Source organism: Exiguobacterium sp. s163, assembly GCF_018617135.1.
Classification (GTDB): domain Bacteria; phylum Bacillota; class Bacilli; order Exiguobacteriales; family Exiguobacteriaceae; genus Exiguobacterium; species Exiguobacterium profundum.
On sequence record NZ_JACSJN010000003.1, the window covers coordinates 49,861 to 74,926 of the forward strand.

At 42.1% G+C, this 25,066-nt stretch carries 35 protein-coding genes; 10 read left to right on the forward strand and 25 right to left on the reverse strand.

The window, feature by feature from the left end; all coding sequences use genetic code 11:
* Positions 1–130 precede the first annotated feature (130 nt).
* Together KNO71_RS08945 and KNO71_RS08950 are read left to right on the forward strand one after the other, a co-directional pair.
* The gene (locus KNO71_RS08945; protein WP_214688071.1) at positions 131–2,116 is read left to right on the forward strand and encodes a carboxypeptidase regulatory-like domain-containing protein; all 1,986 of its coding nucleotides are present in this window, start codon (positions 131–133) and stop codon (positions 2,114–2,116) included.
* A gap of 308 nt (positions 2,117–2,424) precedes the next feature.
* On the forward strand, positions 2,425–3,285 hold the full coding sequence (locus KNO71_RS08950) for a TauD/TfdA family dioxygenase (RefSeq protein WP_214688073.1): 861 nt from the start codon (positions 2,425–2,427) through the stop codon (positions 3,283–3,285).
* Between the two features lie 62 nt (positions 3,286–3,347).
* Here KNO71_RS08950 and KNO71_RS08955 read toward each other — a convergent pair whose 3' ends face one another.
* The 13 genes from KNO71_RS08955 to KNO71_RS09015 all read right to left on the reverse strand — a co-directional run bounded on the left by KNO71_RS08955 (position 3,348) and on the right by KNO71_RS09015 (position 9,300).
* Entirely contained in the window at positions 3,348–3,953 is a 606-nt protein-coding gene (locus KNO71_RS08955; RefSeq protein ID WP_214688075.1) for a hypothetical protein, read from the reverse strand.
* A gap of 34 nt (positions 3,954–3,987) precedes the next feature.
* Positions 3,988–4,584: a hypothetical protein gene (locus KNO71_RS08960; RefSeq protein WP_214688077.1), complete on the reverse strand. Its 597-nt coding sequence runs from the start codon at positions 4,582–4,584 to the stop codon at positions 3,988–3,990.
* Positions 4,585–4,693: 109 nt separating this feature from the next.
* Complete coding sequence (locus tag KNO71_RS08965) at positions 4,694–5,074, reverse strand: hypothetical protein (RefSeq protein ID WP_214688079.1); 381 nt, start codon at positions 5,072–5,074, stop codon at positions 4,694–4,696.
* Positions 5,075–5,095: 21 nt separating this feature from the next.
* Positions 5,096–5,281 (reverse strand): hypothetical protein, encoded by a 186-nt coding sequence (locus KNO71_RS08970; protein ID WP_214688081.1) that lies wholly within the window; start codon positions 5,279–5,281, stop codon positions 5,096–5,098.
* The gene (locus KNO71_RS08975; protein WP_214688083.1) at positions 5,281–5,517 is read right to left on the reverse strand and encodes a hypothetical protein; all 237 of its coding nucleotides are present in this window, start codon (positions 5,515–5,517) and stop codon (positions 5,281–5,283) included. The genes KNO71_RS08970 and KNO71_RS08975 overlap by 1 nt, the downstream gene beginning before the upstream one ends.
* A complete protein-coding gene (locus tag KNO71_RS08980; RefSeq protein WP_214688085.1) occupies positions 5,514–6,149 on the reverse strand; it encodes a hypothetical protein in 636 nt (211 codons plus the stop codon). Before KNO71_RS08980 ends, KNO71_RS08975 begins: the two co-directional genes overlap by 4 nt.
* A gap of 367 nt (positions 6,150–6,516) precedes the next feature.
* A complete protein-coding gene (locus KNO71_RS08985) occupies positions 6,517–7,356 on the reverse strand; it encodes a TIGR02452 family protein (protein WP_353047655.1) in 840 nt (279 codons plus the stop codon).
* A gap of 5 nt (positions 7,357–7,361) precedes the next feature.
* A complete protein-coding gene (locus KNO71_RS08990; protein WP_251031971.1) occupies positions 7,362–7,772 on the reverse strand; it encodes a hypothetical protein in 411 nt (136 codons plus the stop codon).
* Between the two features lie 15 nt (positions 7,773–7,787).
* Positions 7,788–8,072 (reverse strand): hypothetical protein, encoded by a 285-nt coding sequence (locus KNO71_RS08995; RefSeq protein WP_214688089.1) that lies wholly within the window; start codon positions 8,070–8,072, stop codon positions 7,788–7,790.
* Positions 8,073–8,087: 15 nt separating this feature from the next.
* Positions 8,088–8,243: a hypothetical protein gene (locus tag KNO71_RS09000; RefSeq protein ID WP_214688091.1), complete on the reverse strand. Its 156-nt coding sequence runs from the start codon at positions 8,241–8,243 to the stop codon at positions 8,088–8,090.
* A gap of 69 nt (positions 8,244–8,312) precedes the next feature.
* Positions 8,313–8,684, reverse strand: a complete 372-nt coding sequence (locus tag KNO71_RS09005) for a hypothetical protein (RefSeq protein WP_214688092.1) — start codon at positions 8,682–8,684, stop codon at positions 8,313–8,315.
* A gap of 133 nt (positions 8,685–8,817) precedes the next feature.
* Positions 8,818–9,072, reverse strand: coding sequence for a hypothetical protein (locus tag KNO71_RS09010; RefSeq protein WP_214688093.1), 255 nt, complete (start codon positions 9,070–9,072; stop codon positions 8,818–8,820).
* A 6-nt stretch (positions 9,073–9,078) separates the two neighbouring features.
* Positions 9,079–9,300, reverse strand: coding sequence for a hypothetical protein (locus KNO71_RS09015; RefSeq protein WP_214688094.1), 222 nt, complete (start codon positions 9,298–9,300; stop codon positions 9,079–9,081).
* Between the two features lie 64 nt (positions 9,301–9,364).
* On the opposite strand from KNO71_RS09015, the gene KNO71_RS09020 reads away from it, so the two are divergent.
* On the forward strand, positions 9,365–9,667 hold the full coding sequence (locus tag KNO71_RS09020) for a hypothetical protein (RefSeq protein WP_214688095.1): 303 nt from the start codon (positions 9,365–9,367) through the stop codon (positions 9,665–9,667).
* 6 nt (positions 9,668–9,673) lie between these two features.
* Here the strand turns inward: KNO71_RS09020 and KNO71_RS09025 are convergent, their stop codons facing one another.
* From KNO71_RS09025 to KNO71_RS09035, 3 genes are all read right to left on the reverse strand, one after another.
* Positions 9,674–10,051, reverse strand: a complete 378-nt coding sequence (locus KNO71_RS09025; RefSeq protein ID WP_214688097.1) for a hypothetical protein — start codon at positions 10,049–10,051, stop codon at positions 9,674–9,676.
* A gap of 184 nt (positions 10,052–10,235) precedes the next feature.
* Positions 10,236–10,961, reverse strand: a complete 726-nt coding sequence (locus KNO71_RS09030; RefSeq protein WP_214688099.1) for an AbiU2 domain-containing protein — start codon at positions 10,959–10,961, stop codon at positions 10,236–10,238.
* 27 nt (positions 10,962–10,988) lie between these two features.
* A complete protein-coding gene (locus tag KNO71_RS09035; protein ID WP_353047658.1) occupies positions 10,989–11,546 on the reverse strand; it encodes a site-specific integrase in 558 nt (185 codons plus the stop codon).
* Between the two features lie 313 nt (positions 11,547–11,859).
* Between KNO71_RS09035 and KNO71_RS09040 the strand changes: the two genes are divergently transcribed.
* The 5 genes from KNO71_RS09040 (at position 11,860) to KNO71_RS09060 (ending at position 16,208) form a co-directional block, all read left to right on the forward strand.
* On the forward strand, positions 11,860–12,246 hold the full coding sequence (locus KNO71_RS09040; RefSeq protein WP_214688103.1) for a hypothetical protein: 387 nt from the start codon (positions 11,860–11,862) through the stop codon (positions 12,244–12,246).
* Positions 12,247–12,385: 139 nt separating this feature from the next.
* A complete protein-coding gene (locus KNO71_RS09045; RefSeq protein WP_214688105.1) occupies positions 12,386–13,228 on the forward strand; it encodes a hypothetical protein in 843 nt (280 codons plus the stop codon).
* Positions 13,229–13,315: 87 nt separating this feature from the next.
* Positions 13,316–14,197, forward strand: a complete 882-nt coding sequence (locus KNO71_RS09050; protein ID WP_214688107.1) for a hypothetical protein — start codon at positions 13,316–13,318, stop codon at positions 14,195–14,197.
* 168 nt (positions 14,198–14,365) lie between these two features.
* Complete coding sequence (locus KNO71_RS09055) at positions 14,366–15,271, forward strand: LbetaH domain-containing protein (protein WP_483298389.1); 906 nt, start codon at positions 14,366–14,368, stop codon at positions 15,269–15,271.
* Positions 15,272–15,389: 118 nt separating this feature from the next.
* Entirely contained in the window at positions 15,390–16,208 is an 819-nt protein-coding gene (locus tag KNO71_RS09060) for an LbetaH domain-containing protein (protein WP_214688111.1), read from the forward strand.
* A 30-nt stretch (positions 16,209–16,238) separates the two neighbouring features.
* Here KNO71_RS09060 and KNO71_RS09065 read toward each other — a convergent pair whose 3' ends face one another.
* Together KNO71_RS09065 and KNO71_RS09070 are read right to left on the reverse strand one after the other, a co-directional pair.
* On the reverse strand, positions 16,239–17,228 hold the full coding sequence (locus tag KNO71_RS09065; RefSeq protein ID WP_214688113.1) for a ketoacyl-ACP synthase III: 990 nt from the start codon (positions 17,226–17,228) through the stop codon (positions 16,239–16,241).
* Positions 17,229–17,386: 158 nt separating this feature from the next.
* Positions 17,387–17,782 carry a hypothetical protein gene (locus KNO71_RS09070; RefSeq protein ID WP_214688114.1) on the reverse strand — a complete coding sequence of 132 codons (396 nt, stop codon included), beginning with the start codon at positions 17,780–17,782 and terminating at the stop codon, positions 17,387–17,389.
* A 251-nt stretch (positions 17,783–18,033) separates the two neighbouring features.
* On the opposite strand from KNO71_RS09070, the gene KNO71_RS09075 reads away from it, so the two are divergent.
* On the forward strand, positions 18,034–19,242 hold the full coding sequence (locus tag KNO71_RS09075) for a hypothetical protein (protein ID WP_214688115.1): 1,209 nt from the start codon (positions 18,034–18,036) through the stop codon (positions 19,240–19,242).
* A 64-nt stretch (positions 19,243–19,306) separates the two neighbouring features.
* Here KNO71_RS09075 and KNO71_RS09080 read toward each other — a convergent pair whose 3' ends face one another.
* From KNO71_RS09080 to KNO71_RS09095, 4 genes are read right to left on the reverse strand one after another with little or no spacing between them, the layout of a single operon-like run.
* A complete protein-coding gene (locus KNO71_RS09080; protein WP_214688116.1) occupies positions 19,307–20,137 on the reverse strand; it encodes a hypothetical protein in 831 nt (276 codons plus the stop codon).
* A gap of 57 nt (positions 20,138–20,194) precedes the next feature.
* Positions 20,195–20,458, reverse strand: coding sequence for a hypothetical protein (locus KNO71_RS09085; RefSeq protein WP_214688117.1), 264 nt, complete (start codon positions 20,456–20,458; stop codon positions 20,195–20,197).
* Positions 20,459–20,941 (reverse strand): hypothetical protein, encoded by a 483-nt coding sequence (locus KNO71_RS09090; protein WP_214688118.1) that lies wholly within the window; start codon positions 20,939–20,941, stop codon positions 20,459–20,461.
* A gap of 56 nt (positions 20,942–20,997) precedes the next feature.
* Positions 20,998–21,384, reverse strand: a complete 387-nt coding sequence (locus KNO71_RS09095) for a hypothetical protein (RefSeq protein WP_214688119.1) — start codon at positions 21,382–21,384, stop codon at positions 20,998–21,000.
* Between the two features lie 338 nt (positions 21,385–21,722).
* Between KNO71_RS09095 and KNO71_RS09100 the strand changes: the two genes are divergently transcribed.
* On the forward strand, positions 21,723–22,940 hold the full coding sequence (locus tag KNO71_RS09100; protein WP_214688121.1) for a hypothetical protein: 1,218 nt from the start codon (positions 21,723–21,725) through the stop codon (positions 22,938–22,940).
* Positions 22,941–23,046: 106 nt separating this feature from the next.
* Here the strand turns inward: KNO71_RS09100 and KNO71_RS09105 are convergent, their stop codons facing one another.
* The 3 genes from KNO71_RS09105 to KNO71_RS09115 all read right to left on the reverse strand — a co-directional run bounded on the left by KNO71_RS09105 (position 23,047) and on the right by KNO71_RS09115 (position 24,951).
* The gene (locus KNO71_RS09105; protein WP_214688123.1) at positions 23,047–23,334 is read right to left on the reverse strand and encodes a hypothetical protein; all 288 of its coding nucleotides are present in this window, start codon (positions 23,332–23,334) and stop codon (positions 23,047–23,049) included.
* Positions 23,335–23,915: 581 nt separating this feature from the next.
* On the reverse strand, positions 23,916–24,722 hold the full coding sequence (locus KNO71_RS09110) for an ATP-grasp domain-containing protein (RefSeq protein WP_214688124.1): 807 nt from the start codon (positions 24,720–24,722) through the stop codon (positions 23,916–23,918).
* A gap of 25 nt (positions 24,723–24,747) precedes the next feature.
* Entirely contained in the window at positions 24,748–24,951 is a 204-nt protein-coding gene (locus KNO71_RS09115) for a hypothetical protein (RefSeq protein WP_214688125.1), read from the reverse strand.
* Positions 24,952–25,066: the final 115 nt, after the last annotated feature.

Genomic DNA, 25,066 nt, shown 5'->3' on the forward strand with positions numbered 1-25,066 from the left:
CCTCGGTTGAATATTCTTAAAATGACAGAACTACTATATCACTAGAACAAATAAACCCCACTCCGTATTGGTGGGGATTTCATTTGTAAATAAACAAGCATATTCATTGTGCACACTAGGAGGAGATAGTTTGAAAGTAAATCAAAGTAAGAGAACTAAGAAAGTCGCCTTGACGGTATTATCAGCGACGATGGTGGTAAGTCCGATGACTTCCCTCGCAAAATCTGAAAGCCTGAGCCCTTCAGAGCAGAAGAGTATGAATGCAAAGGTAAAAGGTGGATTGGAGCATGTCGTGGCATTACAAGATGCACCTCTTGGTCTAGTTGCACCAAATGGAATCGTGCAGTTCTCTGTTGACCAAAATGACCATTCTTTCAAGTCAAATCGTCAGCAATTGGAGAAACAAGACTTCGCAGTCCTCTTGACTTCCGAATCTGGAGACAAGACGCTTCATCAAGCATCTTATAAGGACGGTGTCGTCTCTATCGAGAAACATCAAGACTTTGACCGATATACGGCGTACTCGGCAACTGTTCTTGTGAAGAGTGATTATCAGAAGGCATTGAAAGGCAATCTTCCGGTCGTCAACTTTGATGAAGGAGTCGTATTCAAAACCGGTTCTGGTGTAGGAGAAGCATCTCAGCTCTCTGCAGAACTAAAAGATGTGCAAGTATCGGTTGAAGAAGATGCGATTCTCAAGGTTGAAGCAACAGATGATTACGGGAACCCTGCTATCGATGCAACAATCATCGTCGAAGGTAAAGGAGAAGGAAATGCCAAAGTTGCCTCGACTTTGACCGAACCCATCATTGAACAGCTTGAGGACGGGAAAGCAGAGGTGAAGATTTCAGAGCACTCTGCGAATGATGTGTCATTGACGTATCAGCTCGTAGACAACGCATTCCAAGACAGTGTCATCGAAACCGGCAGTGCTGAGGTAGAATTCACGCCAGGTAAAACAAATTCCGTTGATGTTGAACTTCCTGATAAAATCGTTGCCGGTGAAGACTACACCATCAAAGGGGAAGCTGAAGACCTCTATGGGAACAGCGTGAAAGATGGCACTTCATTCGATGTGTCAACGGATGTCGGCGTGGTATCGAATGAGAACCCTACAGTAGATGGGGAATTTATGTTTGATTATGAAGCTCCGACCAAGACCGGTACAGGTGGACTTACTATCAAGGGAGACGGATTCGAATATACGATGGGTGATGTGATTGTTGTCAACTCCGCAACACCAGAAAAGGTAGTCGTATCTCTTCCTGATACCGTCAACGCAGGAGAGAGTGTATCTGTTTCAGGCGTTGTTGAAGACGCATATGGAAACCCTGTTCCGAACGCCAAGGTTGAGGTGGATGGTGCCTTGAGCGGAACCTTCACTACCGATGAAAATGGCGCATTCAACGCCACACTCGAAGCGAACAGTTCAGGAGACGTAACTGCGACAATCGAGGGTCAACCGGTGTCCATGACGACTCCGAACGGAGATGCTCTTACAAGTGTAAGTGTCGTGACTTCTACACCAAAACAGTTGACGATGAACAAGCCTAGCACAATGGAACAAGGGAAATATTACACCGTTTCTGGTATTCTCCTCGACCAAGATGGAAAACCTGTGGCGAACCAAACAGTGACCATTTCTGGTGCATTCTCAGGCACGGTCACAACAAATGCGAATGGCAGTTACTCCGGGCAAGTACGGGCGAACTCCACCGGAATGGTATATGCACGAGTCGGAACAACGAACCTTTCAATCCAGACCCCTTCAGGTCAAGCGATTACAACGGTGACCATCAATCCACCGGCTCCGGTAGTGGGTACCGTTCCAAATAAAATCAGTTTGGGCGTTTCGGGATATTCAAGTCATTACATCCGAGGTAAAGTGACCGATTCTAGCGGGCGACCAGTTCCGAATGCGAAAGTGTTCCTACAGAAGTCGAGTTATGGTGACTACTATAGCTACGGGAACCTACAAACAGCCTACACGAATCAAAATGGTGAATATACGTTCACGTTAAGAGGAAGTTATATTCAAGTCTTCGTCATGACAGAGAATAAAGCGAAGAGTCGCATCGTATTCCTTGAAAAAGGTGTGACGGAACCGACTGAATAATGCAAACAAAAAGAGCCCTGCTTATGCATTGGGCTCTTTTTGTTTGCGTAAGGGGGTGACAGACCCCAAACATCATTTTGTTACCTTTGTAAGTTTTCAGGGCTATGAAAAATATACTAGGGAACGAGACATCATGCCAGACATTTAACCTTCCGACACAACACTGATAGTCTAACCGATAGCAACTGCCACAATCAATGGTTTTTAAAAAAAGTCTATGAATATTTTAACATTCAGCCAATAAAATGGGTTATTCAGGATTTTCGCCTGTAAATTTTAATGATATGAGAACAAAGGGGGATGTAATTATGAAACCATTTGTATTAGTGGAAGAACGGAGCGTAAACAGCAAGATTGATGATAGAGATGCTTCAACAGCTGTGAATGTGGATAAACTGACGGAAGAAGTAAAATTGGAGTTGATACGACGATTTAATGAATATGGCTTTGTCATATTTGAAATTGAGGATGAACGACAACCGGATGAACTAATCTTGGATGTGGCAGAGAAACTTCATTTGGGTGGAACATATGTGACTACGTATAATCGTGAAAAATTTGGGACGATGTTCAGGGCGAACAGCCTCAACACCATCACAAGCTCGAAACAGAGCAATCATGTCGTATTCGATAACAGTAATGCACAAGGATTGCATTCCGATGCGACATTCGAACCGATTGGAGCGGTTCCCGCTACCATCCTGTATTGTGTACAAGAAGCCGAGGAAGGTGGAGATACGATACTATTTGACTCAGTGAATGCATTTCACTTGCTAAAATCATTCAATCCGCTCTGGGCGGAGGCAATGTTGCATCCGGAGTCTCTCCGTAGACGCTCTATTCTAGGGGATGGCGTCGAAGTTGTCGAACCGGCGTTCAAAGTGCTTGAGAATGGCGAGGTCATCTCTCGTTTCACTTTGGATACCAGTGCAGATTGGGAGTATGGGTTCGAGCGAGTCCCTCATCTACGAGAGGCATTCGGCTTTATGTGTGGGCTCATCCCACGTGGAAGCGGGTTCTCGACGATTTTAAAACTGAAATCGAATCAGGGAATCCTATTCGCCAATGACAAGATTGCTCATGGTCGTACTGCCTTCGTTGACAACGATGCCTCACCTCGAAAGATGGTGCGAGGGCTTTACAATGACCGACCAAGCGTGACTGCATAAGAAAAAGAGAGCGCATGCGCTCTCTTTTATATTGCGGTGGTAAGAATCAGCAAATTACCCCCTCAATTGCTGAAATGATAAAGATTCATTCCGATTCTATCGACTTTTGCGAAGTATTGTGTGATGACAGGCAACTTATCGGATGTTGTATATAAAATACAATCAGAGAAGTCTCGTTTGAGTGCGGCACATTGCTGATGCAATGTTTTCTCTCCATCCCACAGGAAACAGTTCCAAGTCAGACATAAAACCGAAACGCCGACATCACCGTCTGATGTGTTTAATTCACATGGGTAGGTGGCAACCTTGTATTCACATGTGTCTCGATTGAAGAAATCCACTTCAAACAACTCCAATCCAGAATACTTGACCTCAGAATTAATAAAAACCTCACTCTGATGTCCATTAGCGCACCCGATATCGATGACTCGTTTCCCACCAATTTTCTGAACGTGTTCCAGGATGTCTTCATAGATTGATAACCGCTCCATGACATGGAGTAAACTATCTAACTCCATCAGGTATTTATCGTCATCACGCTTCTGTCTACTGAGCTCCAGGACATCTTGCCATCTACGGTCAAGTCGTGGGTAGCTTCGTGTTCCCCTTATGTCATCCTGAAGTGATTCTATGCTGTCCTGAATCCGAATCAATCCTTTTGCACCCATCTTATTCATCCTTCCTAATCGTTTGACTTTATTCTTATTGCTCCAGTTCTCCCAACTCTTTCTTCAGCTTTGCGATTCGTTTCAAACGCTTCAGCTCCGCTTTTTCAGCATCTCGGGCGGCTTTTTCACGTCGTTTCACTTCTTCCTCTGCTTGAAGCGCTTCAAGTTTTGGTTGGAGAGAAACGAGTATTTCATTGAGACCTTCACGTTCAGCCCGCTTTGCTTTGAGCTTCAACTCTGAATGAATGTCGTTCAGCTGAGAAAGTTGTTCGCATTGAACATCAAGGATATATCCATATTGTTTCACTGCGAAAATAGCATTTTCTACGTTCTCAAGGTTTGGCAAACGTTGTGCCCAACGCAGTGAGACTGGGAGTTGTTTTTCCCACTTGGAAACGAACTCGTCATACGGGACATGAATTTCTTCAATTTGAATCCCTCGTTTATCTGAACGTTTCGTCGCTTTATATGTGTCTTCGTCCACTTCGATTTCTAGCCATTGGTCAGGCTCCATCCATCGGTCATTGTGACAACGTTGCTCATGAGCAGGGTAAAATTTCGAAATAAAATAATGTTTGACCTCTCGTGTTACACATTGCATTTCTGATGCCGTCTTCAGTAATTTTGCCATAAAATCGGTCTCCTTTTTAAAGTAAATTGTGAATCCACACCTTTGATTGATACATCGTTATCTTATTCGAATGAAGAGGAGAATATGAAAAAGAAGCCAAAAGGCTTCTTTAAGCAGTCAACTCATTAGACGCATAAGGGGTCTTGATGACCGCTTGATAATCGTCTTGGTATAAGATGTCTTCACTCGATACGTTTGATAACGTAATCTTATTGACAGTCCAGTTGCATTGTTTGTTATGGATTGCATCAATCAAACATTCGATGTGCTTGTCAAACTTCCGTATCCCCTGCTCGGTGAAGTAGCATGCCGGATAAAACGCTGAACATGAATCTTTATATGCACTTTGAGGAACGAGCGGCAACTCTTTTTCGAACACGTCCATCAGCTCTTCGTTCTCGTCGTAGCTCAGTTCGATTTCTCCCAAGCCATTCATGAACCCGATGTCTTGAGGGATACCATCGAAAAATAACTCATATCGAATGTACATTTTCCTTCATCTCCATTTCAATTAATGGTCGCCCACCATCAAGGCGTCATACATCGCTGAACTACAAATTTCAACCACTTCCCGATATTCAGGGAGATGCTTCGTGATGAACGCACTTGCATCCTTCACACTATTCCCTTCATATTTGACCGGAAGATACCTCTCAATTCGCTTGATTAAAGCTTTTTGTTTATCTGTCGCCATCATCATTCACTCTCCTTTGTTTTCATTTGACTCGTAGGAAGTTGTGCTATCCATTCATCATAGGATAATGGTCGTGCACCTAACGACTCCGTATGTTCCTTGTACGAAAAGTAATGATACTTAACATCTTCACAAACGCCACACTCATATGGTGTCAATTGCTGAAATCCGATGCCGATATCTACAAATTCTGCATCCATCTTGGCGCCACAAGTCGGGCAAATCTCGATAGGTTTCATGTCGAGACCTCCTGTGTGTAACCCTTCATACGTTCATTTAGAATCCAATGTTTTGGATTCTTAGAGGTCAAGATGTTGTAGGGCACATGAATCGGGCTAAAACCATCCTCACCGGCATCCAGTTCTTCGTAGTCCGGATGACTCGCATCGACCCACTCGACATCAAACCAGGGATAATCCCCCAAGCTAGTACTCCAAGCGACACCGATGATGTCATCGTCTGCCTGCATCTTTTCATAGACATTCGCCAATTCATTGAGGCTATGATTCTCTTTATCTGAGAATGTACGAAATGCTTGAATCAGTTCGTCAAATCCTTCCTTCATGACAATGACCCGGTCAAATGTACTCCCCAACATCCATCTCTCCGTCTTCGTAAGCCGTTGAGTATTAAATAAATCCCATATCTCTTTCAGTCCCTCAAGTGAGAAACGTGATGGTCGAAAACCCATATAAGATTCAATCTTATCGTCTGGGATTCTCGCAGGAATAGAGTGTGGGCGAAAAATCGGAAGATGGCGTTCTTCAATCTCACGCCAGATAAACGGGTGCATTCCCCATGAATTATCAACTTCCTCATACAACTTCACCGAACCATCCTGATGGATGCCATACACCTCTGTACAACTCATCCGCAACACTCCTCTAACAGATTTGTTTACCTAACTATATTGTGATATTCACACCATTTTTCCGTTTCTGTATCCTATGCTCTGGAGTAACTAAAAACAAAATGTCAAAAAGAAAAACCACAAAGAACGAATCTTCGTGGTTTCATTGTCATGTATTGCAGTCGTCCTGAAGAAAAGGTTTCGTTTTCTCATGAAGAGTAGAAAGACACTTCGGACAGAGTATCAACTGTGATTGACCACAGGCGTTACTGTCATCGAGTCCAATGGTTATACGTAATAAGTCTTCATCGGCGTAACAAGAATAGCACCGTGACCATTTATCTTCATCTTTGTTTACTTTCAGCAAGATTATCGACTCCTTTCACTATCATTGATTCGTGATTCCAAACAACTGCTCAAACGCAGGTTTGTTCTTAGGATTTCCTGGCTCATAGATGGCAAAGACCACCTTCTTGAACCACCCTTTGTATCGTTCATCCTCTAAAGCCTCTTTGAAGAGTCTTGCTACTTCTGTAGGAGAGTTTCCAAATACACCGCATCCGAATGCTCCCAAGACGATGACATCATCCCCATTCGCACGAGCAACCGCAAGCACCTTGCGAATACGTTCTTTCATCTTGTTCGAGATGACCTTTCGTTCAGAAGGGTTTGAACGCATCACGATTGAAGCGTTGACAGCCGGTGATGTAATCATTGAGACGACGTAAGGATTCTCTTCGAATTCCCCCGTATCTGCACGAAACACCGGAACATTAGGGGAATACACCATATAGTCCGAGTAATATCCCCATTTCTTCTTGTTGTGTTGATACATCTCTTTCATTTGTGCGATGGTCGGATACAAACCGGACGAACGTGCGAGACTCTCTTCTTGGGCACGTGCTCCACTCAAGAACCCTCCGCCTGGATGTTTACCTGATGCGAAATTTAGACAGACAACTTTTTCTCCTTCAGTTACAAGACGTTTTGAGGCTTCCAAAGTTGTTTCATTTGTCACTTCGATGCTCGTATGCTGTCGGTTATCAACGACCGGCATTTCCGCATCCATCCGTGTGACCTCCTTCGGCGTATAGAGCTTACTTGAGACGATGGATGTCGTGAGAAGCTCCTTGATATCGTTCTCCTTCCCGCTCGGAGCGGTATACGTCCCCTTTGCTAAGATGGACAATGCTTCTTCTCCCCATTGTGCATACGTATGTCGATTCACCCTATTCACGCCCCTTGTCTTGTTTGATTGGAATCCGTCAAAATCGAAAGGTCGTAACCTGACTCGATGAATCGAATGGTCAACGGACGATTGACACAATTCCCGAGTTTGGCATAGATAATTTCCATATCCGATTTCGTGAAATTAGTTTTCAACAACCGGTTAAAGCCGTTTAGTAGTTTTGGTGCCCAATATTTGTTCAATTCATAAGCGATTGGTCGTGACAACCATTCGAACATCTTACAACGAAAATCAAACTCAGTCTTCACATCATACAGTCCGAAATACACATTGTTACGTGGCTCAATAATGAACTCATTCGAATTGTTGATGAACGATTTTGGGAAAACGTTCATTGCATAGTTGACGATGTTTTTCAGTGCATTTTCCTCTGTGAGCAAGTCTTGTTTATTCATATATTTCACTCCTATTCATTGAATCTCGATTTTCTTTTTAGAGAAAGATAGATACCATTTTGTCGCCCATTTCAATGCTTCAGCAAATGTCTCGCACGAACGTGCATCGATTAAGTCTGTGATATCCGAATTAAAGATGGACGCCGTATAAGTGATTTTCTTTAACATCCCTTTTTCAATGAGCTCGTCATTGTCACTTGATACCTCAGATTGGTCGTGGGGGACGATTTCAAGAATGTAACCTTCACTCTCCATCTGATTCAAGATAAGGCTTTGATGTTCAATGTTCATCTCAGACATGATAGACACTCCTTGTTAAGAGATTTTGATAATGTCGTCGTCTTCGTTTACACATTCGGCGAGGAATTGATAGCCATGTGCATAGGTCAAGATATCATCGACCTCAAAGATGACTACTTTTTCTTTGTTCTCGACCTTGTTTAATTCATCTAATAGTTCTTGTACTGTCATTCATACCACCTCTTTATTATCCTGATTTAATGAGAAGGAGATGTTTTTGAACATCTCCTTTTAAGCCCATCATAATGAATAGCAGTCCATACATTTCCAATCTTCGATTGATTCTTTCGATGTCAGACGTTTGTATTCCTCATAATCCACATCTTGAGCATCCAGAACCCCTTCCGTTTTCTTACCACATGACACACACGTCCCAACAACGATATCTGCATCTGTTTCTAACGGCGTTTCTTTTGCGTCGGTCTCGACCGTTAGATTCTGAAACGCATTGTTGAGGAACAGGTACTCGTCATTCGAAAAGTATGGTGTATTCCCATCTGCAGAACATTCGATGTCGTCTTTCTCAACCGCTTCTAATCCGCCTCCACATAATAGTTCTGCGAATTCCTGGATTAGCTTGAGCTCTGCCGTGTTATTCACGATGATTTTCATAAAGTCACTCCTCATTGTTTATTATTGACTTGATAGAATTATTACAATTCGACACCTAACAACATTAAGAACAAATCGGCACTTGGCAAACCCTCCACTTTTTCAAAGTGACTGACAAGCTACCTCCTGTTTTTTATAAGAGACCCAAATCCTTAAAATCTTTGAGCGTTTCAAGTAGCTCCTCAAGAGACAAGTCCGATAGACGAACCTGTTCGTATGGGATTTTTGTAATGCTGATAATGTAACTGCCGAGAATATACCGCTTATAACCGTGCTTACACTTTTTCTCCAGTCTCTCCTCCACTGCGTGCTCATATGGTGACAACACGACCTCACGAATTTCATCACTTGTACCCACTTTATAAATGACTTCATATGCATCGTTCATATGCCATCAACCTCTCTCTTCCTGCATTAATCGACGGACTGGATTGTCATCCATTCCAATCGTTTCATCTTCACGATTCCACTCTTCTAAAAAGAGCGTGCGTCCCGCTTGCTTATGCTTGAAACCCGTTCCTTCACAATCAGAACATGGATAAGGGTTTCCCATTGCAACACCATCACTGTCGATGCCGCTTCCTTCACACCATTTACACTTCTCTGTCGTAATCATCACTAGACCTCCTATTCATCCTCATCTCATCCACTTCTGTTACACTCATTTCAGGAGGGATAAGATGTTCACATTCATTGGTACCGTCATCGTCAGTATGGAAGAGCATATGTTGTATATGATTTGGCGCCCTGTACTACGAGACCATTTTCAGCCAGGGTATCTCATCGTGACTGAGAGCAAATACCCTGAACATTGCTTGGCATTCGTCGAGAGGGAAGCCGGTGGCTACTGGTTGCTCCTGTACCATGTCGAAGACTCGATGTTTGAGAACGCATTGCCTTCCATCGTCACGGATGCCACTCATCGTGGCGAGATGCTCAACCGTTATGACGGGGAAGAATGGTACGCTAACTGGAGACTTTGATACTGATTAATTGACGATAATAAAACTGATGTTTGTAAAGGTGCTTAGTTTTTTCTCTTTCTTCATAAGTGGCAAGTTCTCATTAGGGAATGCAAGTTGATAATCTCGGTATAGATAATGAGCATTCTTCAATCCATCTTCCCATTGAGCCATTGATATGAACTCCCACAACCGGTATCGCTTCTCTTCCAATTCTGGTTCAGAATATTTGACGAGACTCGACATTCTTGCTGTCACCTCAGAATGCAATTGAGACACCCAATATCTTTTCTCGTCGCCCGCATCCAGTGGCTCAACTAAGAAAAAAATGCCGTGCAACCCGAGTGATTCATAATTTTCCTTGATATACGAAAAGGCATCCTCTTTTTCTAAGAAATACTTCATTTCCATTTCTCCTTCCGAATAGGCAAATATGCTCCTGTTATTAAATGACCTTTTATCCTATTCAATCGCTGTTCCGGAAATGCCGGAGAACTGGACTCGATACGCCAATCAATTATTCATAAATAAACTATAACACAATTTATTTTTTGACTAAAGTCAAAATAAAAATTAAAAAAGAGACCTCTTATGGTCTCTTGTTCATACTTCGTATCACTTTGGCGGCATGCTTCAACTCATCGGCTATCAAGACCTCTCTGTTGAAGCTTTCTGGGGTATGGAAACAAAGCAGTTTGAAGAACTCTCGAACGATATCACGACATTCCTCATAAAGCATGAAATGTCTTTCTTGAAACTTTCCAACGTCCTTCATGATTCTTTTTTGATTCAAGGCATATTCATAATCCGTATGACCTTCTAACTTATTTCGAATCATGAACAATGCATTCATGGAATCTTGATGCTTGTTGAGTCGTCTCCGTGCTTCTTGAATGACCTCTATCCCGAAAGGCTCGTTCGGGAAAACCCTTCCGTTGTCCGTTACCACGTCATAATGCTCTTCTAACTGCTCCAGGAAAGAATAGATGCTGACATTCACAACATCATTCGACTTATCACGAGAAGGTCGCTCCACGAGTCTACAGAGCGAGATGATGTAAAGACTTTGATTCGATTTCCACAGATGCCGATGAAGATGTGGGAAGCGATTATCTCCCCCCATCGTCTTGACGACTTGGAGCATATAGCTTGAATTTGAGGCATTTTCGACGCTCCCAAGTAGGAATAACAGCATCGACCATAACCGACTCAAGTAAATGTCTTGATTCTGTTCCTGTTCACTTCGTTCATCCCTGCCTTCGTCATGGAGGTAGGAAGCCCATTGTCTATCAATATCTTGTTCGATTCTCTTCATTCTTTCACCCTGCTCCCTCTCCAGTTATCAAATAAAGAAGTCATCCATTGCTCTATCAATCTCATCCTGTGCAATCCCGATATATATCTTCGTGACCCTCTCGGACGAGTGGTTGAAAATATCTTGCAACATGGCGATATCCTTGTTCTTCTGATAGAAATGATAACCGAAGCTCTTACGCAACGAGTGAGTCCCGACATTCTCCATACCGAGCGCCTCTCCTGCCTCTTTCATGATTCGATAGGCTTGGACACGGCTGATAGGTTCTTTCGTCTTTTTGGACGGAAAGAGATAGTCTGTATCTTCCTTGTCCGCCGTATATTCCTCGATGATGTTGCGAAGCATCGCATTCAGTCGGAAACGTTTTGTCTTTCCGGTCTTTTCTTCACGGATGGTCAGGTATTCTCGGTCTCTGACATGGCGCACCTGCAGTTTCAACAAATCTCCGATACGAACACCTACATTGATGCCCATGACAAACAAGAAGTAGTCCCTCTTCGAGCGGCGCTCAAAGTAAGAGCGAATGTCCTCTAACCCTTCACGAGAACGAATCGGCTGTACTTTCTGTTGGTTCCCGACACGAATGAGTGATTGGAAGTCACTTCCGTCCCGAATCGGCAAGTCACCCTTTTTCCGTTTTTCGTTAAGTAGTTTTACTTTTTGTTTGACGACCGGTTTTCCGAATCGTTCTACTAATTTTTCAAATTCAGATTCCGTCACATTCACATGTTCTGCCAATCGTTTCATGTCATCCCTCCTGATGAAACAATCTCTGTATTTTGATACATAACTTCATTATACACACGCCAACCTCGCTTGCACATTCTTACGGAAGATATTGTAAGGATTCATGAGAGTCTGTAGAATAAAGCTATGAAATGATTAGGAGTGTTATCTGATGTACAGAAAGTATTTGATTACGGACAAAAAGAGCCAAATCCAAAAGGAATTTCAGTTTCTTGCAGATACATTGAAAAAGACTGCACCAGAACATATCGCTTTTTTCGCAGAACGAGCAGAGAAAATGGAGAATCATCGGATTTATCGCTTCCCTAACGGATATGGCGCATCGGTGGTCAAGGGATTCTTCAGCTTTGATAAATTGGAGATTGCCGAGATTCAATTCGTCTCGGAAGCCCCTCCCCGAAGAATTCCCAAGAAGAAACGTAGACGTAAGAAATGGGAAAAGAAATACCTTTGCTATAAAGTGACGGACAATCTCTTTCGAGTTGAAACCGAAGAAGAACTAAAACAAGTACTTCATTCTATTGAAAGCCGCTCTTGAGCGGTTTTTTTTATGTTTTCATCTATTTGCATATTCGCTCACATCTCCACATAACATGGAATATCAATAACAATGCAGTTGTGTATCAAAACGGATATCCGTGTTCTGTACACTATTTATTTCAAGGGAGTGGTTGCGTATGGCGAAACAACGAAAGTATGAGTTCACAAATGAGACGGCTTACATTTCAAGGTACACAGTATTGAAGCGTATCCGGGCACTCATCGACATTCCGAGACATAATGTCAAAGCCGGAGACCTCGGTGGATGGATTCAAAAAGTGTCCAACCTCCCCCACAACAATGAGGCGTGGGTAGCTGAAGATGCGAAAGTATATGGTGATGCGGTCATCGAAGACGAGTCGCTTATCTCTGGAAAAGCTGACGTCAGTGGGAAGAGTCATGTGTTCGGCGAAAGTCGCATCCTTGAAAATGCAAAACTCAAGGAAAATGTGACGGTTATTAATTCACAAGTACAAGGCGTGTGTCTTATAAAAGGGTATGCCACCGTAAAAAAGAGCAAAATCTATGGTACTACTTGCATCAAAGACAACGTTTTTGTCGATGATTCTCATGTCGATATGTTTTTAAGTGATATTTCAAACCAAGCTCATATCGTTGGTACCTCAATATTCGGTTCGGAACTTTCATTTAAAGACAATGTTCGAATTGTCAATTCTACAATAGGACTACCTTTAAGTGAAATGACTTCAAAATGTACTTTTTTGGGTAAATGCGAGCTCAATGAAACTCATATCGATGGAGCAAACGACATTCAGATTGATGGACACGCTCTCTTGGTAAATGGCGTGCAAATTAACGGGAACAAGGTTCGTGTAGATGGATACACGAAAATCGTAGGGAACATTTCATTGTGCTCAAACACCATTATTTCTGATATGGTTCATATTGAGAAAAAGAATGGGACACATCATAAAATTACAAATGTCGAGTATGTTGGGGATACTTGTGTGATGTTATAGAGACCATCACCTTTTGTGGTGGTCTTCCTCTTATACATGTCCCCTTCTCAACCATGAATTAGCTACTATGAATAAGGAGTATCAGAAATGGAAAATAAAAATACAAAATTCGAACTACTGGCGGATACCATGACCTTATTTGAAATTGACGGTCTTGAACGAAAAATGTATCGTATCTGCGCCTTGCGTGCCATACCTGAAAACGATGTGCTCGAAGGCGAAATCGGGGGATGGGTCGAACATGAAAGCAATCTGTCGAAACATCAAGGTTCTTGGATTAGAGGAGAGGCAAAAGTGTGCGGCAATAGTATGGTGCGAGAGGATGCGATTGTCATGGACAACGCACAAGTATTCGGCAATTCCTACATCATGGGGAATTGTCGGGTATCTGGTAACGCTGAAGTGATTGACTCTACCATAGGAGGGACATCGTCACTTTTTGAGAACACATCGCTTGAAGATTCGGAACTAAGCGGGAATATCTTGATGTATGGTGAGAGTACCGTAACCAGGTCTCGCATTGTCGGAAAAAACATTTCGATTAAAGAGCGGGCATCAATCGAAGGCTCACAACTGTTTATTGAGGACTTCATTGTTTCTGATTATGGCACCATTGAACATTCCAACATCGGAAAAATCAGTGAAAAAGCAAAGAAAATCACCGTTTTAGATTTCGCAAAAATGCGTTTCGTCTCAGGTGAAGAAAGACCACTATCAAGTGTTGTCATTTCTGGTCGAGCGATATTGGAGAATCTAGTCCTTGAGGGCGAGAACATCATAATCACCGGACAGGCTTCTATATCTGGACGCTTGAGACTCTACTCGTCTCAAATCACAGATTTTGTATCTATTCAATTGAAGAGCAAGACGCTCCTCTTGAAGGCATCCTATCTTTCAGGAGACATCGAAATCGATGATACAAATGTATCAATCATCGAAGAGAACATTAAAGTCAGCAAGATGTTTTGAGGAATTAATCAAGGGAGCCCTCGGGCTTCTTTTTTTTACAGTCCACACGTGTGGACTCTATCGATTGTCTTATAATGAGTACATCCCTTGCTTATCATAAAGAATAACTAAAATACTGTTGTGTGAGAAACACGATTACTTAAACAAGGAGTGTCATAAGTGGAGAAAATGACAAACGATAAATTCGAGTTGGTTCTTAAATCCAAAAAGAAATTCTACATCGGTGGTGAAGAACGGACGATGTATCGCATCCGTGCACTGAAAGACATCCCTAAACAAGGAGTGAAAAAAGGCGACCTCGGAGGTTGGGTGGAACACGAAAGAAACTTATCACCAAAAGCGACGTCGTGGATTTTTCTCGAAGCCAAGGTCTGTGGCTACAGTGTTGTCCAAAATGGTGCCTCTGTCACCCATCAGGCAAAGGTCTATGGTGCGTCAATCATCAGCGACCGTTGTCGAGTCTCTCACACTGCCATCATTGATGACAGTACGTTGCGTGATGATGTATTGGTTTTAGACGATTCGATGGTTACACGGTCAATGCTCGATGGAAAAATATCAATCTTATATGATTCAAAGGTAGATGCTTCTTCGATTTTTGGACATGACGTCACATTACAAGGAAAAACACAGATTTCTAGCAGTAGATTGTTCGTTTCATCCTTCACGGCAGAAGGAAATTCTGTCATTTCAAAAACGTCTATTGGGAGCAAGGAGGTTGAAGCTAAAAACATTCTCATCAAAGGAAATGCGAGACTGATAGATGTAACAGAAGCCGATAGAAAGATTGCCAGTCTCTCGATTGGCGATGAGTCAATATTGAAGAACCTTCGACTCTCTGCCGCAAATGTCCATATCGGTGGGTATGCCTTCTTAAGTGGAAGCGTGAATCTGCAGGCATCGACCATTGAGGAATTCGTATACGTTTCGACGAAAGATAAGACCTTTGACCTGAAATTCGCTCAATTGAACGGTGATATTCAAGTGTCTGACGAGAATGCAGAAAAGATTGCTCTTGGATTAGAACAAGCTCATGCGAACATGACAAGCGAATGGAAGAAACAATATCCTTAAAGACCCGCTCGATTCATGGGGTCTTTTTTCATGAATGGCACCGTTACTGCTTATGATAAAAAAATAAAGACAATACAGTTGTGTACGAAACACGAATATCTAAAAAGGAGTGTCATTCATGCCAAATGAAAAATATGAATTAGCATACGAAACAATGACCATGTTTGAAATCGACAACGTGGAGCGCAAAATGTATCGCATTCGTGCATTGCGTGATATCCCTGAGCACGGTGTCAAAAAGGGAGATTTCGGAGGTTGGGTCGAGGATGAGAGTACGTTGTCTATGACCTCTTCAGCCTGGATTTTTGATGATGCAAAAGTTTGCGAAAATAGTTATGTGATAGACAATGCAACCGTCAGACATTATGCGAAGGTGTATGGTCTCTCTGCAATCTGTGGGAATAGTAAAATTGAACACGACTCCAGTGTTTTTGATTCACATGTGCAAGGCACAGTGACAATGAGAGGGAAATGCATCGTCAATAACTCCATCGTTCAAGGTGGTGACATCACTATGACAGGATTTATCGAAATTGAGAATAGCACGATATTTGGCGACAATGTTGTCATTGCCGGTGGACCCGTTATTAAGAATTCGCAAATGTTCATCTTTGATGGAACCATCAAAGATGTTGTAAGAATCGAATCATGTACGATTGGTGCAAGAAAAAATGAGGTTGAGAATCTTTCGGTCTTAGAAAATGCAAGACTTGAAACACTATCCCTTCATGCAGAAAAAGTCACTATAGGAGGATATGCACTCCTCTCTGGCAAAATGAATTTGAAGGCATGCAGTATTAATGACTTCGTATCAATCTCAACCTCTACGGACGAACTTAATCTCAGCCATACACAATTGAATGGAGACATGCGTATCGATGATGACAATGCAGACCACATCGAACAAATGTATAGAATTCCTCTTCGGCATTCATAAAGAAGAAAAAAGAAGCCTTTCGGCTTCTTTTTAGTATCGGAAAAGCATTGCGATGAATTGGTGCCCTGCCCCGACAGTCCAGAACAAGACCAAGTCCCCCCGTTGAATCTTTCCGCTCTTCACACCTTCATAGAATGCGATGAACGGACTAGATGTGCCTGTATACCCGTATCTATCTCCTACATACAGGATTTTGTTCATGTCGATTTGGAACCGCTCCTGTAGACGTGTCGAGTCGCTATAGGCAAATTGTGAAAGACAGAAAGCATTGATGTCTTGAATCTTCAGATGGTTACGTGATAACAAATCCTCTATCATTCTGTCGGTAATCGGTGCGCCGAAGGAGGTGTCGAACGGCAGGAATCGCAGAAACTTCCCTTCTCCTCGTCCTGACAATACACCGCTCATCCCTTCAATCGGATATAGAATTTTGTCTGTATTTGCTGAATATGTATGATATTCGGCATCGATGAATCCTGTATTCTCGGTAGTCTTCTCTAAAATGACGGCACAAGCGGCGTCTGCCAGTGTCGCATATGATATTTCCTCTTTAGGGTTCGAAAGGATAGAGAGTTGTTCCGAACCAATGACAAGCGCTCGCTTCATTTGAGGATTTGCTCGCATGTACATCGAAACCTGCTCGACGGCAATGGTCATCCCTGCACAGCTTGCATTGATATCCATGACACGGGTATTGCTTTTTCCTTTGAACGCCTCATGAATCATCATGGCATTGGATGGAATTGAATATTCCGGCGCCTGTGTCGAGAATAGTATCATGTCGATATCCTTCATCGTAAGTTCCGAGCTTTCAAAAGCCTTCTCGACAGCCTTAATCGCCATCGTCAAGCCCGTTTCTTCAGGGTCTTTGATGATATGGCGCTTCTTTTTACCCATATGGTTCAAGAATCCTTCGACATCTTTGCCTTGCTTCTTGAAATGCTCAATATAATACGCATTGTCTACGGTATTTTGTGGATGATAGATTTCAATATTACGGATTTTAACGTGATGGAACATCCGTCTCCCCCTCTATTCAAACTGGTCTCAGTATATGATTACAACACGTATCAGCTTATCATGTATTTACTTTTGTCCCTATACTCATTTTTTTGAGTATAAAACATGAAAAAGAGAACGATTTCTCGTCCTCTTTTCATGTACATCATGATTGTTTCTCATCTGATAATATGACGTTCAATTTTTTTCTCTAATTCTTCAGGGAGGATATATGTCACATCGGAAATCTCAGCAATCCCTGAGAAGCGGATAACTTTCAATACTTGTTGTCGAATCTCTTCGTTCAAAATGATAAAGCAAATCTCTTTAAAGTTCGATTTTCGATACAAGGCGAACGATACTTGTAGTTTCGGTAGCATTTCTCGGTCTATGACGTCCATACCTTGAGAGTCTAGAATCAACAGGTAATCATTTGTATCTAACGGATACACCGACTTTAAATAGTCAGAATGAAACTCTGCCGCCTTCGCTTCGTCAAACGTTCCTCTCACCTTAATCGTCACCAAACGCCTATAGGTATCCACATCAATCGTATACCATCCGATTTCGTTCATATACAATCCTCACTTTTGCAATTTTTCTTTCGTCTTAGCAGTATGTCTACATGTGATAGATATATCGGCTATTAATGAATATCTTTTATTTTAGATTCCCGAATGTTTCAGTTCAATTTGGGATGTGCTTGACTGATTACGGAAATGTCGTCACATTTCCATGGAATATTATAAGCGTTTTGCATAGGATAGGATATACTTAAAATTTTGAGTATCTACGGATACCGTTTATTTCAAAGGAGATGTTCATCATGAGCACACCACGTTTTGTATTTGACGAAGGATTTTCACCTGCACAGTTAGGGAAAAAGGCACACTCATACCGCAGACCCCGGGGCGTCTCAGGGTCATTAAACAACATCACAGTCGCCTCGTATGTTCTAGGGGATATGGAAGTCGAACTATCGATGTATTTAGGAAGCAAAGATGAGAATCGGCATGAGTATGTACGCTTTCTTGAAAGTGGGAAAGTTGTAGGTCAAAGTCATCACACCAACTTCTTGGAAACAGCCACGTCACCAAACCATTTGATGGTTAGTCTTCGCAATGAAGCACGTCAATCCATGGTATTGCGCAAATATGACGAACATGTCTTAGAACGAATCTCATTGATTTTCCCATTCAAGGGGAAGGTCTTACGTAAAAAAATTCAGGATGAAGGGATTCATTTGTTGAAAGTCCTGATGCATGGTTACGTAAAAGACCATCCGAACAATTATTTAGAAATTAAGTCCGAGTTCTTCAATTCGAGATTAGAGTTCGTGATTCAAGCTCGTTCAGAGTTATTTCTGAAAGATAGTGAGCGTCTTGCTTTGCAATCTGATTTAGAAGTGATTGAAGAGGACTTGATGATTAAGGTTTCAAGGTGGTCTTTAGAGGAACGGTTAAAAAAAGGGGCAGATGAGAATGAACTGACATATTTGGTCAATCAAAAATACCTCACCGCTCACGCCACGAGACTGAAAACATCGTATCGTAATGAAGAGATTTTCGAAATCACGTCAAAAGGATTGTCATTGGGAGTCGAGGTCTCAACGATTTCCTCTGAAGAAAGGTTTGCGCTTTACGCAAAAGAAATGGGCAAAAACAAGGTGAAGGTGCAGGATATCAGCCACACGAGTTGCGAATTGGATAAACTACTCAAACTTGTGATGCGGATGTTCAGCGGAACCTTCGATGACCCATTGGAGAAACTATTTGTTCATCATATTATATTGCGGGATGAATCGGATTCTCTCGATGAATGGGTGTCAGAGAAATTCATGCGAACATTGAATGCGCTAGGAGATTCAAAAGATTTTTACGTTTTTGCTGAAAAAGGAATTCCCGTCTTTAAAAATTTAGCCAGGCACTATCTCTGGTTTTTCTCGACGGAGTACCCAAAGGAACAACAATCGTTAGAATTGATTGATAAGGTGTTGAAAGAATGTACAGTAAAAGCCAACAAAGAAGAGGTGTAACCCTCTTCTTTTTTCTATGAAATAAAAAAGAGCCATGATAGGCTCTTAGAATCAGATAAAGAAATCACAGCTCCGAAAATAGGGCTGTCACCCATTCAGGAAACAATCCTACTTCCTGTTCTTTATACGAATATCGCTGATTGTTTACTTTTAACCGGTATTGCCATTCACCGCTCTCCTTTTGGTGAATCGTTAAAAGCTCATCCTCGTTATGAAACGTATAGACTTGTTCGACTTTATTAAAACGATTTGTTTTTTGCTCATCGCCCGAATAGAAAGGATGTTTTGTCATTACATCATGCTGTCTCTGTTTCTGAGCGGAAGTCTCCTTTTCAAGCTGAGAAACCAGGATGTCTCTTGTCTTAAAGTACTCATCCACTTGACCATGCAAGAACGGCGGGATGGATTTCGTAAAATTCATCCACGCTTCACATGTCCCCTTTTTAGGAATCCAATAGTGACAGCGTTCACCGAAGGACGGTTCTTCTCCAGTGACGATGAAGTCTCTATATAACTTTAAGATATAGCGGGTCTTGTCCGCCGAGCAAGGAGAACCTTCATGCTTCACGATAAGTACATCAAGTTGGTGTTCAATCATCGCATAGTTTGTCATCAATAGTTGCAAGGCATGAATCTGTTCGGGTGTATAAGCCACCCCCTTTGCTTCTTGCTCCACATTGAGGAGGTTATACGATAACAAATCTTGTAATTGTTCCAAATCAAACGTTACCAATAATCCAAAATGTTCGGGGTCGAGTAACGTTTCCCCGTATTCTTCGATATATTTTGCACATGCCGGAGAGTGTTTTTTCTCTGCTTCACGACCGAATGCATCACCCAATGCACCAATCACCTGAACCAACTGCTCAGGTGTCACCTTCTTCTTATCTGTCATCTTACCTATCCCCTTTCGATTCATCGTTGTTTGTGGTTCAAATCGACACCATATTTCTTAATCTTCAAATTCGTCCTGACAGGCTTTCGAGATTGCATTTCCTACTTGTTCCTCGACATATGCGAGCATCTTTGCCAATTCTCGAATAGTATACTCTCGTTTCTCAGTCAATCTAATCCTCCGTTTGAAGACCGATACCACGTGATTGACCATCAAATCGTTTGCCTCTTCATATGTGACCAATTGATTGGCATCATAAGGGAGTTGTAACAGGTATTTTTGAACTATCGTGTCATGGATGTCTGCTTTTCTCTCATTCATTCAGTTCAACTCCAATTCAACCGATGGATTTGTCATTCCAACAACATTCGGTTCCTCGTATTTCTTCCCGAAAAATTCTTCGTATTCTCCGATAAGACGATTCCTCTCCGCAACATACAGCTCGTCCGTCATCCCAGTCCAATGATTCTCTAGTGATTGAACTAGAACATTTAGATTTTCCAGATAGTGCGCCTCATGGTTCTCCTGAAGAACTTGGAATGCTTCGACCTCAAGCCAATCTTCATATTCATCCCATTCAAATCCGGATGTTCCACCTTCCCCGTGATAGCTGAAGAACACCATCAATAACACGTCCTTTTGATTCGTTGGGGTCAATTGTTCGACAATATCCTCATCTTCCATCTCTATAGCTCTTCCATGCTGAATATTCAAGTACGTGAAGGCGACCTTCTCGCCATCTAACTCGTATAGTTTTCCTTTCCCTTCACTGTTTACAGAAATCAAAGCGTAACCTGAAATCATAATCTATCCCTCCTAAAACATTCTCTGACAAAAAAATGAGAGGAAGTAACCTCCTCTCACAACATGTAAATCACAAAATCGTTGCCGCTTGCCAAAAGTTCATCGACAGCGTCCTTGTCCTGTTCGAATTTCGACACATGGACATCAGAAACCGGTTCAATCCCCCAAAAATCAAGGATTTGATTCAGCCCCTCAAGGCGTGTCTTTGCACTTCCTGTGTAAAGCGTTGATTCTGAAAGGAAATCCTCGAATGGCTTAGATGCATCAAAGTCACCCTTGTTGAAACGACTCATATATTGATTGCTCCGGAATTGGTCATCGTCCTCACCGACAGGCAAAACGGAACCAAAGCCGACTTCACCCTCGCCCAAATTGAGCACCACATTCAACTCTTCACCGTCTGCGATTTCGTCCAATAGTACACGTTCCTTCATTTGATTCATGAACATTCTCCTTTTTTAAATGAAATTGACATTTGATGAGCTTCTCATGTTGAGAACACCAATGTTTTGTTGATAGTTCATCCTATTCACTTTCAAACAGGATTAGTACCTCCCTCGACTAAAAGTTGATTCTGATATTATTAGGTTTACATAATATATTATTGTAAACCAAGTAAAGTGACACGACTTGTCAAAGATTCTATATATATGACATGTACAAATTCTTGTTATCGCCGATGCCTATGTTTGAGTCATATCGTGACACCAAATAGCATAAGATGGGACATATTGAATCAATGGCGTACACTTGTACAATTTATTTAAAGGGAGAGATTGATATGGAACCATTTCCATTTACATTTCAAGTGGGAAATCACTTTACGAAAGGGAAATACGGCAAGACAGGGAATGACTGTCGAACCAACGAAACCAACTATGCTGTCTACGGCGGAATGCTTGGAATGCTTAGCCATCCCGAGCTTGGCGGTATGACTCTTCATCTTAATTATTCTTGGGGTGAATTGATACGCCATCAGGGATTCCTGGAGTATAAAACTAACGGCGGGAAGCGACTTCAATCATCTTCCAAAGAAGTCATCCCCTATGGAAAATCTGAACTGTTCGTCCGGATGACGAAACAATTGCGTATGTTCAAGGCATACGAAGGTTTAGGCAATCACGAGTACCACTCGTTTGAAATCATGTCTGCCACTGTTCCATATATCACGAAGAAGATGTTGAAGAATGTGGCTTCGAATATCGAGCGGAAAATACAACGACAGCTTAACATTTACTTCGAAGACGAGGTGATGTGCGAGGTCACCTCGGATAATGTAGGAATCGTGAATCAACTCATCCTACACGTATACGAGGAACGGCTTGAACATGCCGATAATGTTAAGAATGTCAGAGAGATATTCATGTCCCTAAACCAAGAATTCAAAGACATGTTGATTAAAGAAGAGCAGGAAGAACGTCGAAATAAAGGGTCGAATCTGGATTTTTCATTTTCGATACTTCCATTTCCCGTTCTAGAAGAACGGAATAGACTATCCCGGATGTCCACTGAAGAGTGGGATGGTAAAGAGTTTCTCAGCATCACACACGAAGGGTACACGATTGGTATCGAGTTTCAAAAACCAAGACGTGTGGATGCCTATGGGAGCAGGGAATATCGCTTCAATGTGTTCACGATGCGCTTTGGCAAACGTAAGAAGTCATTTGCATCTGTAGAGAAGAACATCACGGTAGACTTCGATACTCTTATCCGAGAATTGGCGCCTTACTGCAGAGAATTGTTAGGTATCGACCTATTTGGCGATGTGCTGAGAGGTTCATATCAACCGGACAATGAAGTTAAAATCCTAAATGAGTTGTTCACGAATTATGGAGACAGCGTTGAATTTCACTATAAGACTGAAGAGACAGACACCTCGATTGAATCGATGTTGTTTGCGACAATAGCAAACCCTTTAATGGATGACCAGAGCCGAACCACACTCGGTTCCTCCCTGAAGGTTATGGTACGACAAGCTTTACAACTGCCCCCTTTCTGAATGAGGGGCTTTTTTCTTTCATTGAGGGCATCATTGAGAATCAATTGCTAGATATGATTCAGAAGACATTAAACAAGCCCCCTTTTCATTAAGGAGGCTTTTTTTCTTATAGTTCCGTTCGTTCGAGTTTCAGGTCAAAGGTGAATCCTTGACCGGATAACATCAATTCCTCTTCCTGACCATTCTCCATCATGATAACGAAGTCCCATTCCCACCCGTTCGTCTCGAAGCTCGTCTCCCGATACCCACGTTCAGTTAAGTACTTTTTCAATTGATATGGGCTGATTCCTGTACCGCCCAATTCTAGCTCGTACATCTCCTTGTTTTTTAAGAAAGCATCCACGAGTTCGACCATTTTCTTTTGATTCTCTTTTTCCAACGCCTGATTCGACATAAAACCCTCTCCTTTTTACGACTTTTCGTCTCTATTTTCATCATTTTAATGTAACAAACGTTCTCAATACGTTACATCAACAGATTATCACTGTATTCAATAAAAGTCTAAAAAACGTTGCTCTATCAACGTTTAAGTCGGTTTCTAACCATTCTATTAAAAATGAACTCATGTAACAAAATTACTACAATTGATACATTAGAATCACGATTTAACCCCTCCATCTGTTGCATCGAGACGGGTAGGTGGTCGATTATTCGTTTTTCGATGCATCTGAGGGCGCAAAATATAATTACCTTATAGTCACTTATTTTTTATATAAATATTCAAGAATTAAATTCTTGGATTTATGCCATAATATTTCACTGTATAGGTTTTGTTGCCATATCTCGACATATTATGCGGTGTGATTGAAAGGCGAATTTGGAGGAAAAAGAGGAAGAAGCAAATCGAACAGGAATAGGTGTTAGAGGGGTGAAAAATAGGAGAAAGAAGGAATCCTAAAGATGATTGACAAGAGAAAACAAAAAGACCCATCTTGGGGTCTTTTCTTGCCATCCGATTGATGATTTGGCATGGAATCAAACAGTCATCCGCTCGACAGTCCGGATGATATCCCGAGGAGCACAACGATATAGACCGGCAGTGTTGAAACAATTGTACTCAACTATCTTCATGCCTTCATTCGTCTCTGCGATATCAATCACGAACGCCTGAGCAATTTGAAACTTGTCCACCATCGCTTGGGCGTGACGAGCAACCTCTACTGGAGGTACGTGTGTGATATCGAGCTTTCCTGCTACCCGATAACTTGAACCGGTCACGACTTTCCCATCGACCACAAAGAAGCGATATTCAGCCTCGATATCCTTCAATGGTGCCATCATCAGCGTTTGTCCTCTGTAATTACTTCCCGTGTGATTTTCTCTATCTTGCCACTCTTGAAAATCACTCCGTGAGACGACCATCCCACCGAACAATTTCGTTCCACCAGTCGGTCGGATGAAGAACGTCTCCCATTCCGGATTCAAGTCCTGGAGCTCTCCGACGAGGAACTCGGGGTTCAGCAGTTCATCCCCTACCCGCTCACGGATGTACGACATCTCGAATCGCTCGTTCATGAATGACCCGGGATGAACGTTCATGCGCCGCAACGTGGCATCAAATCGTTTCGAACCGTATCCAATTACACATCCGCTCTCAATGAATGCATTGAATATTTCTTCTCCATCGTCAAGTGGAACACGGGATTTCTTGTCTAATACAGTTATGGAGTCATCCTTATTGAGCCGTACAAACAAGAAATCACGTCCTTCAGACTCAAGCCCTTCCATCATCGTTTCGACGCTTGCATTATGGTTCAAGAACTCCTGAATAAGCCATTTCATCAATATCCCTACTCTCTAATCTGTATTAGCCAACCATGCGCATATCAGCCGTAGTTTCGACCTTTAGCGAGAAAAATCCTTTTCCTTCGACCCTATGTAGTGAGGGGAGTTCTGACTTCATCTCCTGATAGAGTTGTTCCCACAAGGATTTGTTCGTGCAATAAAAACGCCCTGTCATCCGCAGTTCCGCCTTAAATTCATTCATTATCTTTTCATGTTTTCTCATCATATGTGATTCCTCCTAGAATGTCGCACATATTCGTGCCGCCTTCGTTTTGATAGTTCATGTCCATGTTATACCGGTGAAAGACGCCTTATTCAGCAAGAATGAAAATAAAAAAACG

Coding starts and splice junctions, on each gene's coding strand:
- KNO71_RS09005 (WP_214688092.1), bottom strand. CDS start 8,684: ATGAAAATCATCGTGAATAACACGGCAGAGCTCAAGCTAATCCAGGAA.
- KNO71_RS09045 (WP_214688105.1), top strand. CDS start 12,386: ATGGCGAAACAACGAAAGTATGAGTTCACAAATGAGACGGCTTACATT.
- KNO71_RS09050 (WP_214688107.1), top strand. CDS start 13,316: ATGGAAAATAAAAATACAAAATTCGAACTACTGGCGGATACCATGACC.
- KNO71_RS08995 (WP_214688089.1), bottom strand. CDS start 8,072: ATGTCTGAGATGAACATTGAACATCAAAGCCTTATCTTGAATCAGATG.
- KNO71_RS08990 (WP_251031971.1), bottom strand. CDS start 7,772: ATGAATAAACAAGACTTGCTCACAGAGGAAAATGCACTGAAAAACATC.
- KNO71_RS09000 (WP_214688091.1), bottom strand. CDS start 8,243: ATGACAGTACAAGAACTATTAGATGAATTAAACAAGGTCGAGAACAAA.
- KNO71_RS09065 (WP_214688113.1), bottom strand. CDS start 17,228: ATGTTCCATCACGTTAAAATCCGTAATATTGAAATCTATCATCCACAA.
- KNO71_RS09055 (WP_483298389.1), top strand. CDS start 14,366: ATGACAAACGATAAATTCGAGTTGGTTCTTAAATCCAAAAAGAAATTC.
- KNO71_RS09095 (WP_214688119.1), bottom strand. CDS start 21,384: ATGAATCAAATGAAGGAACGTGTACTATTGGACGAAATCGCAGACGGT.
- KNO71_RS09025 (WP_214688097.1), bottom strand. CDS start 10,051: ATGAAGTATTTCTTAGAAAAAGAGGATGCCTTTTCGTATATCAAGGAA.
- KNO71_RS08960 (WP_214688077.1), bottom strand. CDS start 4,584: ATGGCAAAATTACTGAAGACGGCATCAGAAATGCAATGTGTAACACGA.
- KNO71_RS08970 (WP_214688081.1), bottom strand. CDS start 5,281: ATGATGGCGACAGATAAACAAAAAGCTTTAATCAAGCGAATTGAGAGG.
- KNO71_RS08965 (WP_214688079.1), bottom strand. CDS start 5,074: ATGTACATTCGATATGAGTTATTTTTCGATGGTATCCCTCAAGACATC.
- KNO71_RS09085 (WP_214688117.1), bottom strand. CDS start 20,458: ATGAATGAGAGAAAAGCAGACATCCATGACACGATAGTTCAAAAATAC.
- KNO71_RS09080 (WP_214688116.1), bottom strand. CDS start 20,137: ATGACAGATAAGAAGAAGGTGACACCTGAGCAGTTGGTTCAGGTGATT.
- KNO71_RS09020 (WP_214688095.1), top strand. CDS start 9,365: ATGTTCACATTCATTGGTACCGTCATCGTCAGTATGGAAGAGCATATG.
- KNO71_RS08980 (WP_214688085.1), bottom strand. CDS start 6,149: ATGAGTTGTACAGAGGTGTATGGCATCCATCAGGATGGTTCGGTGAAG.
- KNO71_RS09090 (WP_214688118.1), bottom strand. CDS start 20,941: ATGATTTCAGGTTACGCTTTGATTTCTGTAAACAGTGAAGGGAAAGGA.
- KNO71_RS09100 (WP_214688121.1), top strand. CDS start 21,723: ATGGAACCATTTCCATTTACATTTCAAGTGGGAAATCACTTTACGAAA.
- KNO71_RS09040 (WP_214688103.1), top strand. CDS start 11,860: ATGTACAGAAAGTATTTGATTACGGACAAAAAGAGCCAAATCCAAAAG.
- KNO71_RS09015 (WP_214688094.1), bottom strand. CDS start 9,300: ATGATTACGACAGAGAAGTGTAAATGGTGTGAAGGAAGCGGCATCGAC.
- KNO71_RS09070 (WP_214688114.1), bottom strand. CDS start 17,782: ATGAACGAAATCGGATGGTATACGATTGATGTGGATACCTATAGGCGT.
- KNO71_RS09105 (WP_214688123.1), bottom strand. CDS start 23,334: ATGTCGAATCAGGCGTTGGAAAAAGAGAATCAAAAGAAAATGGTCGAA.
- KNO71_RS09030 (WP_214688099.1), bottom strand. CDS start 10,961: ATGAAGAGAATCGAACAAGATATTGATAGACAATGGGCTTCCTACCTC.
- KNO71_RS09075 (WP_214688115.1), top strand. CDS start 18,034: ATGAGCACACCACGTTTTGTATTTGACGAAGGATTTTCACCTGCACAG.
- KNO71_RS08955 (WP_214688075.1), bottom strand. CDS start 3,953: ATGGGTGCAAAAGGATTGATTCGGATTCAGGACAGCATAGAATCACTT.
- KNO71_RS09010 (WP_214688093.1), bottom strand. CDS start 9,072: ATGAACGATGCATATGAAGTCATTTATAAAGTGGGTACAAGTGATGAA.
- KNO71_RS09110 (WP_214688124.1), bottom strand. CDS start 24,722: ATGAAATGGCTTATTCAGGAGTTCTTGAACCATAATGCAAGCGTCGAA.
- KNO71_RS08950 (WP_214688073.1), top strand. CDS start 2,425: ATGAAACCATTTGTATTAGTGGAAGAACGGAGCGTAAACAGCAAGATT.
- KNO71_RS08975 (WP_214688083.1), bottom strand. CDS start 5,517: ATGAAACCTATCGAGATTTGCCCGACTTGTGGCGCCAAGATGGATGCA.
- KNO71_RS09115 (WP_214688125.1), bottom strand. CDS start 24,951: ATGATGAGAAAACATGAAAAGATAATGAATGAATTTAAGGCGGAACTG.
- KNO71_RS09060 (WP_214688111.1), top strand. CDS start 15,390: ATGCCAAATGAAAAATATGAATTAGCATACGAAACAATGACCATGTTT.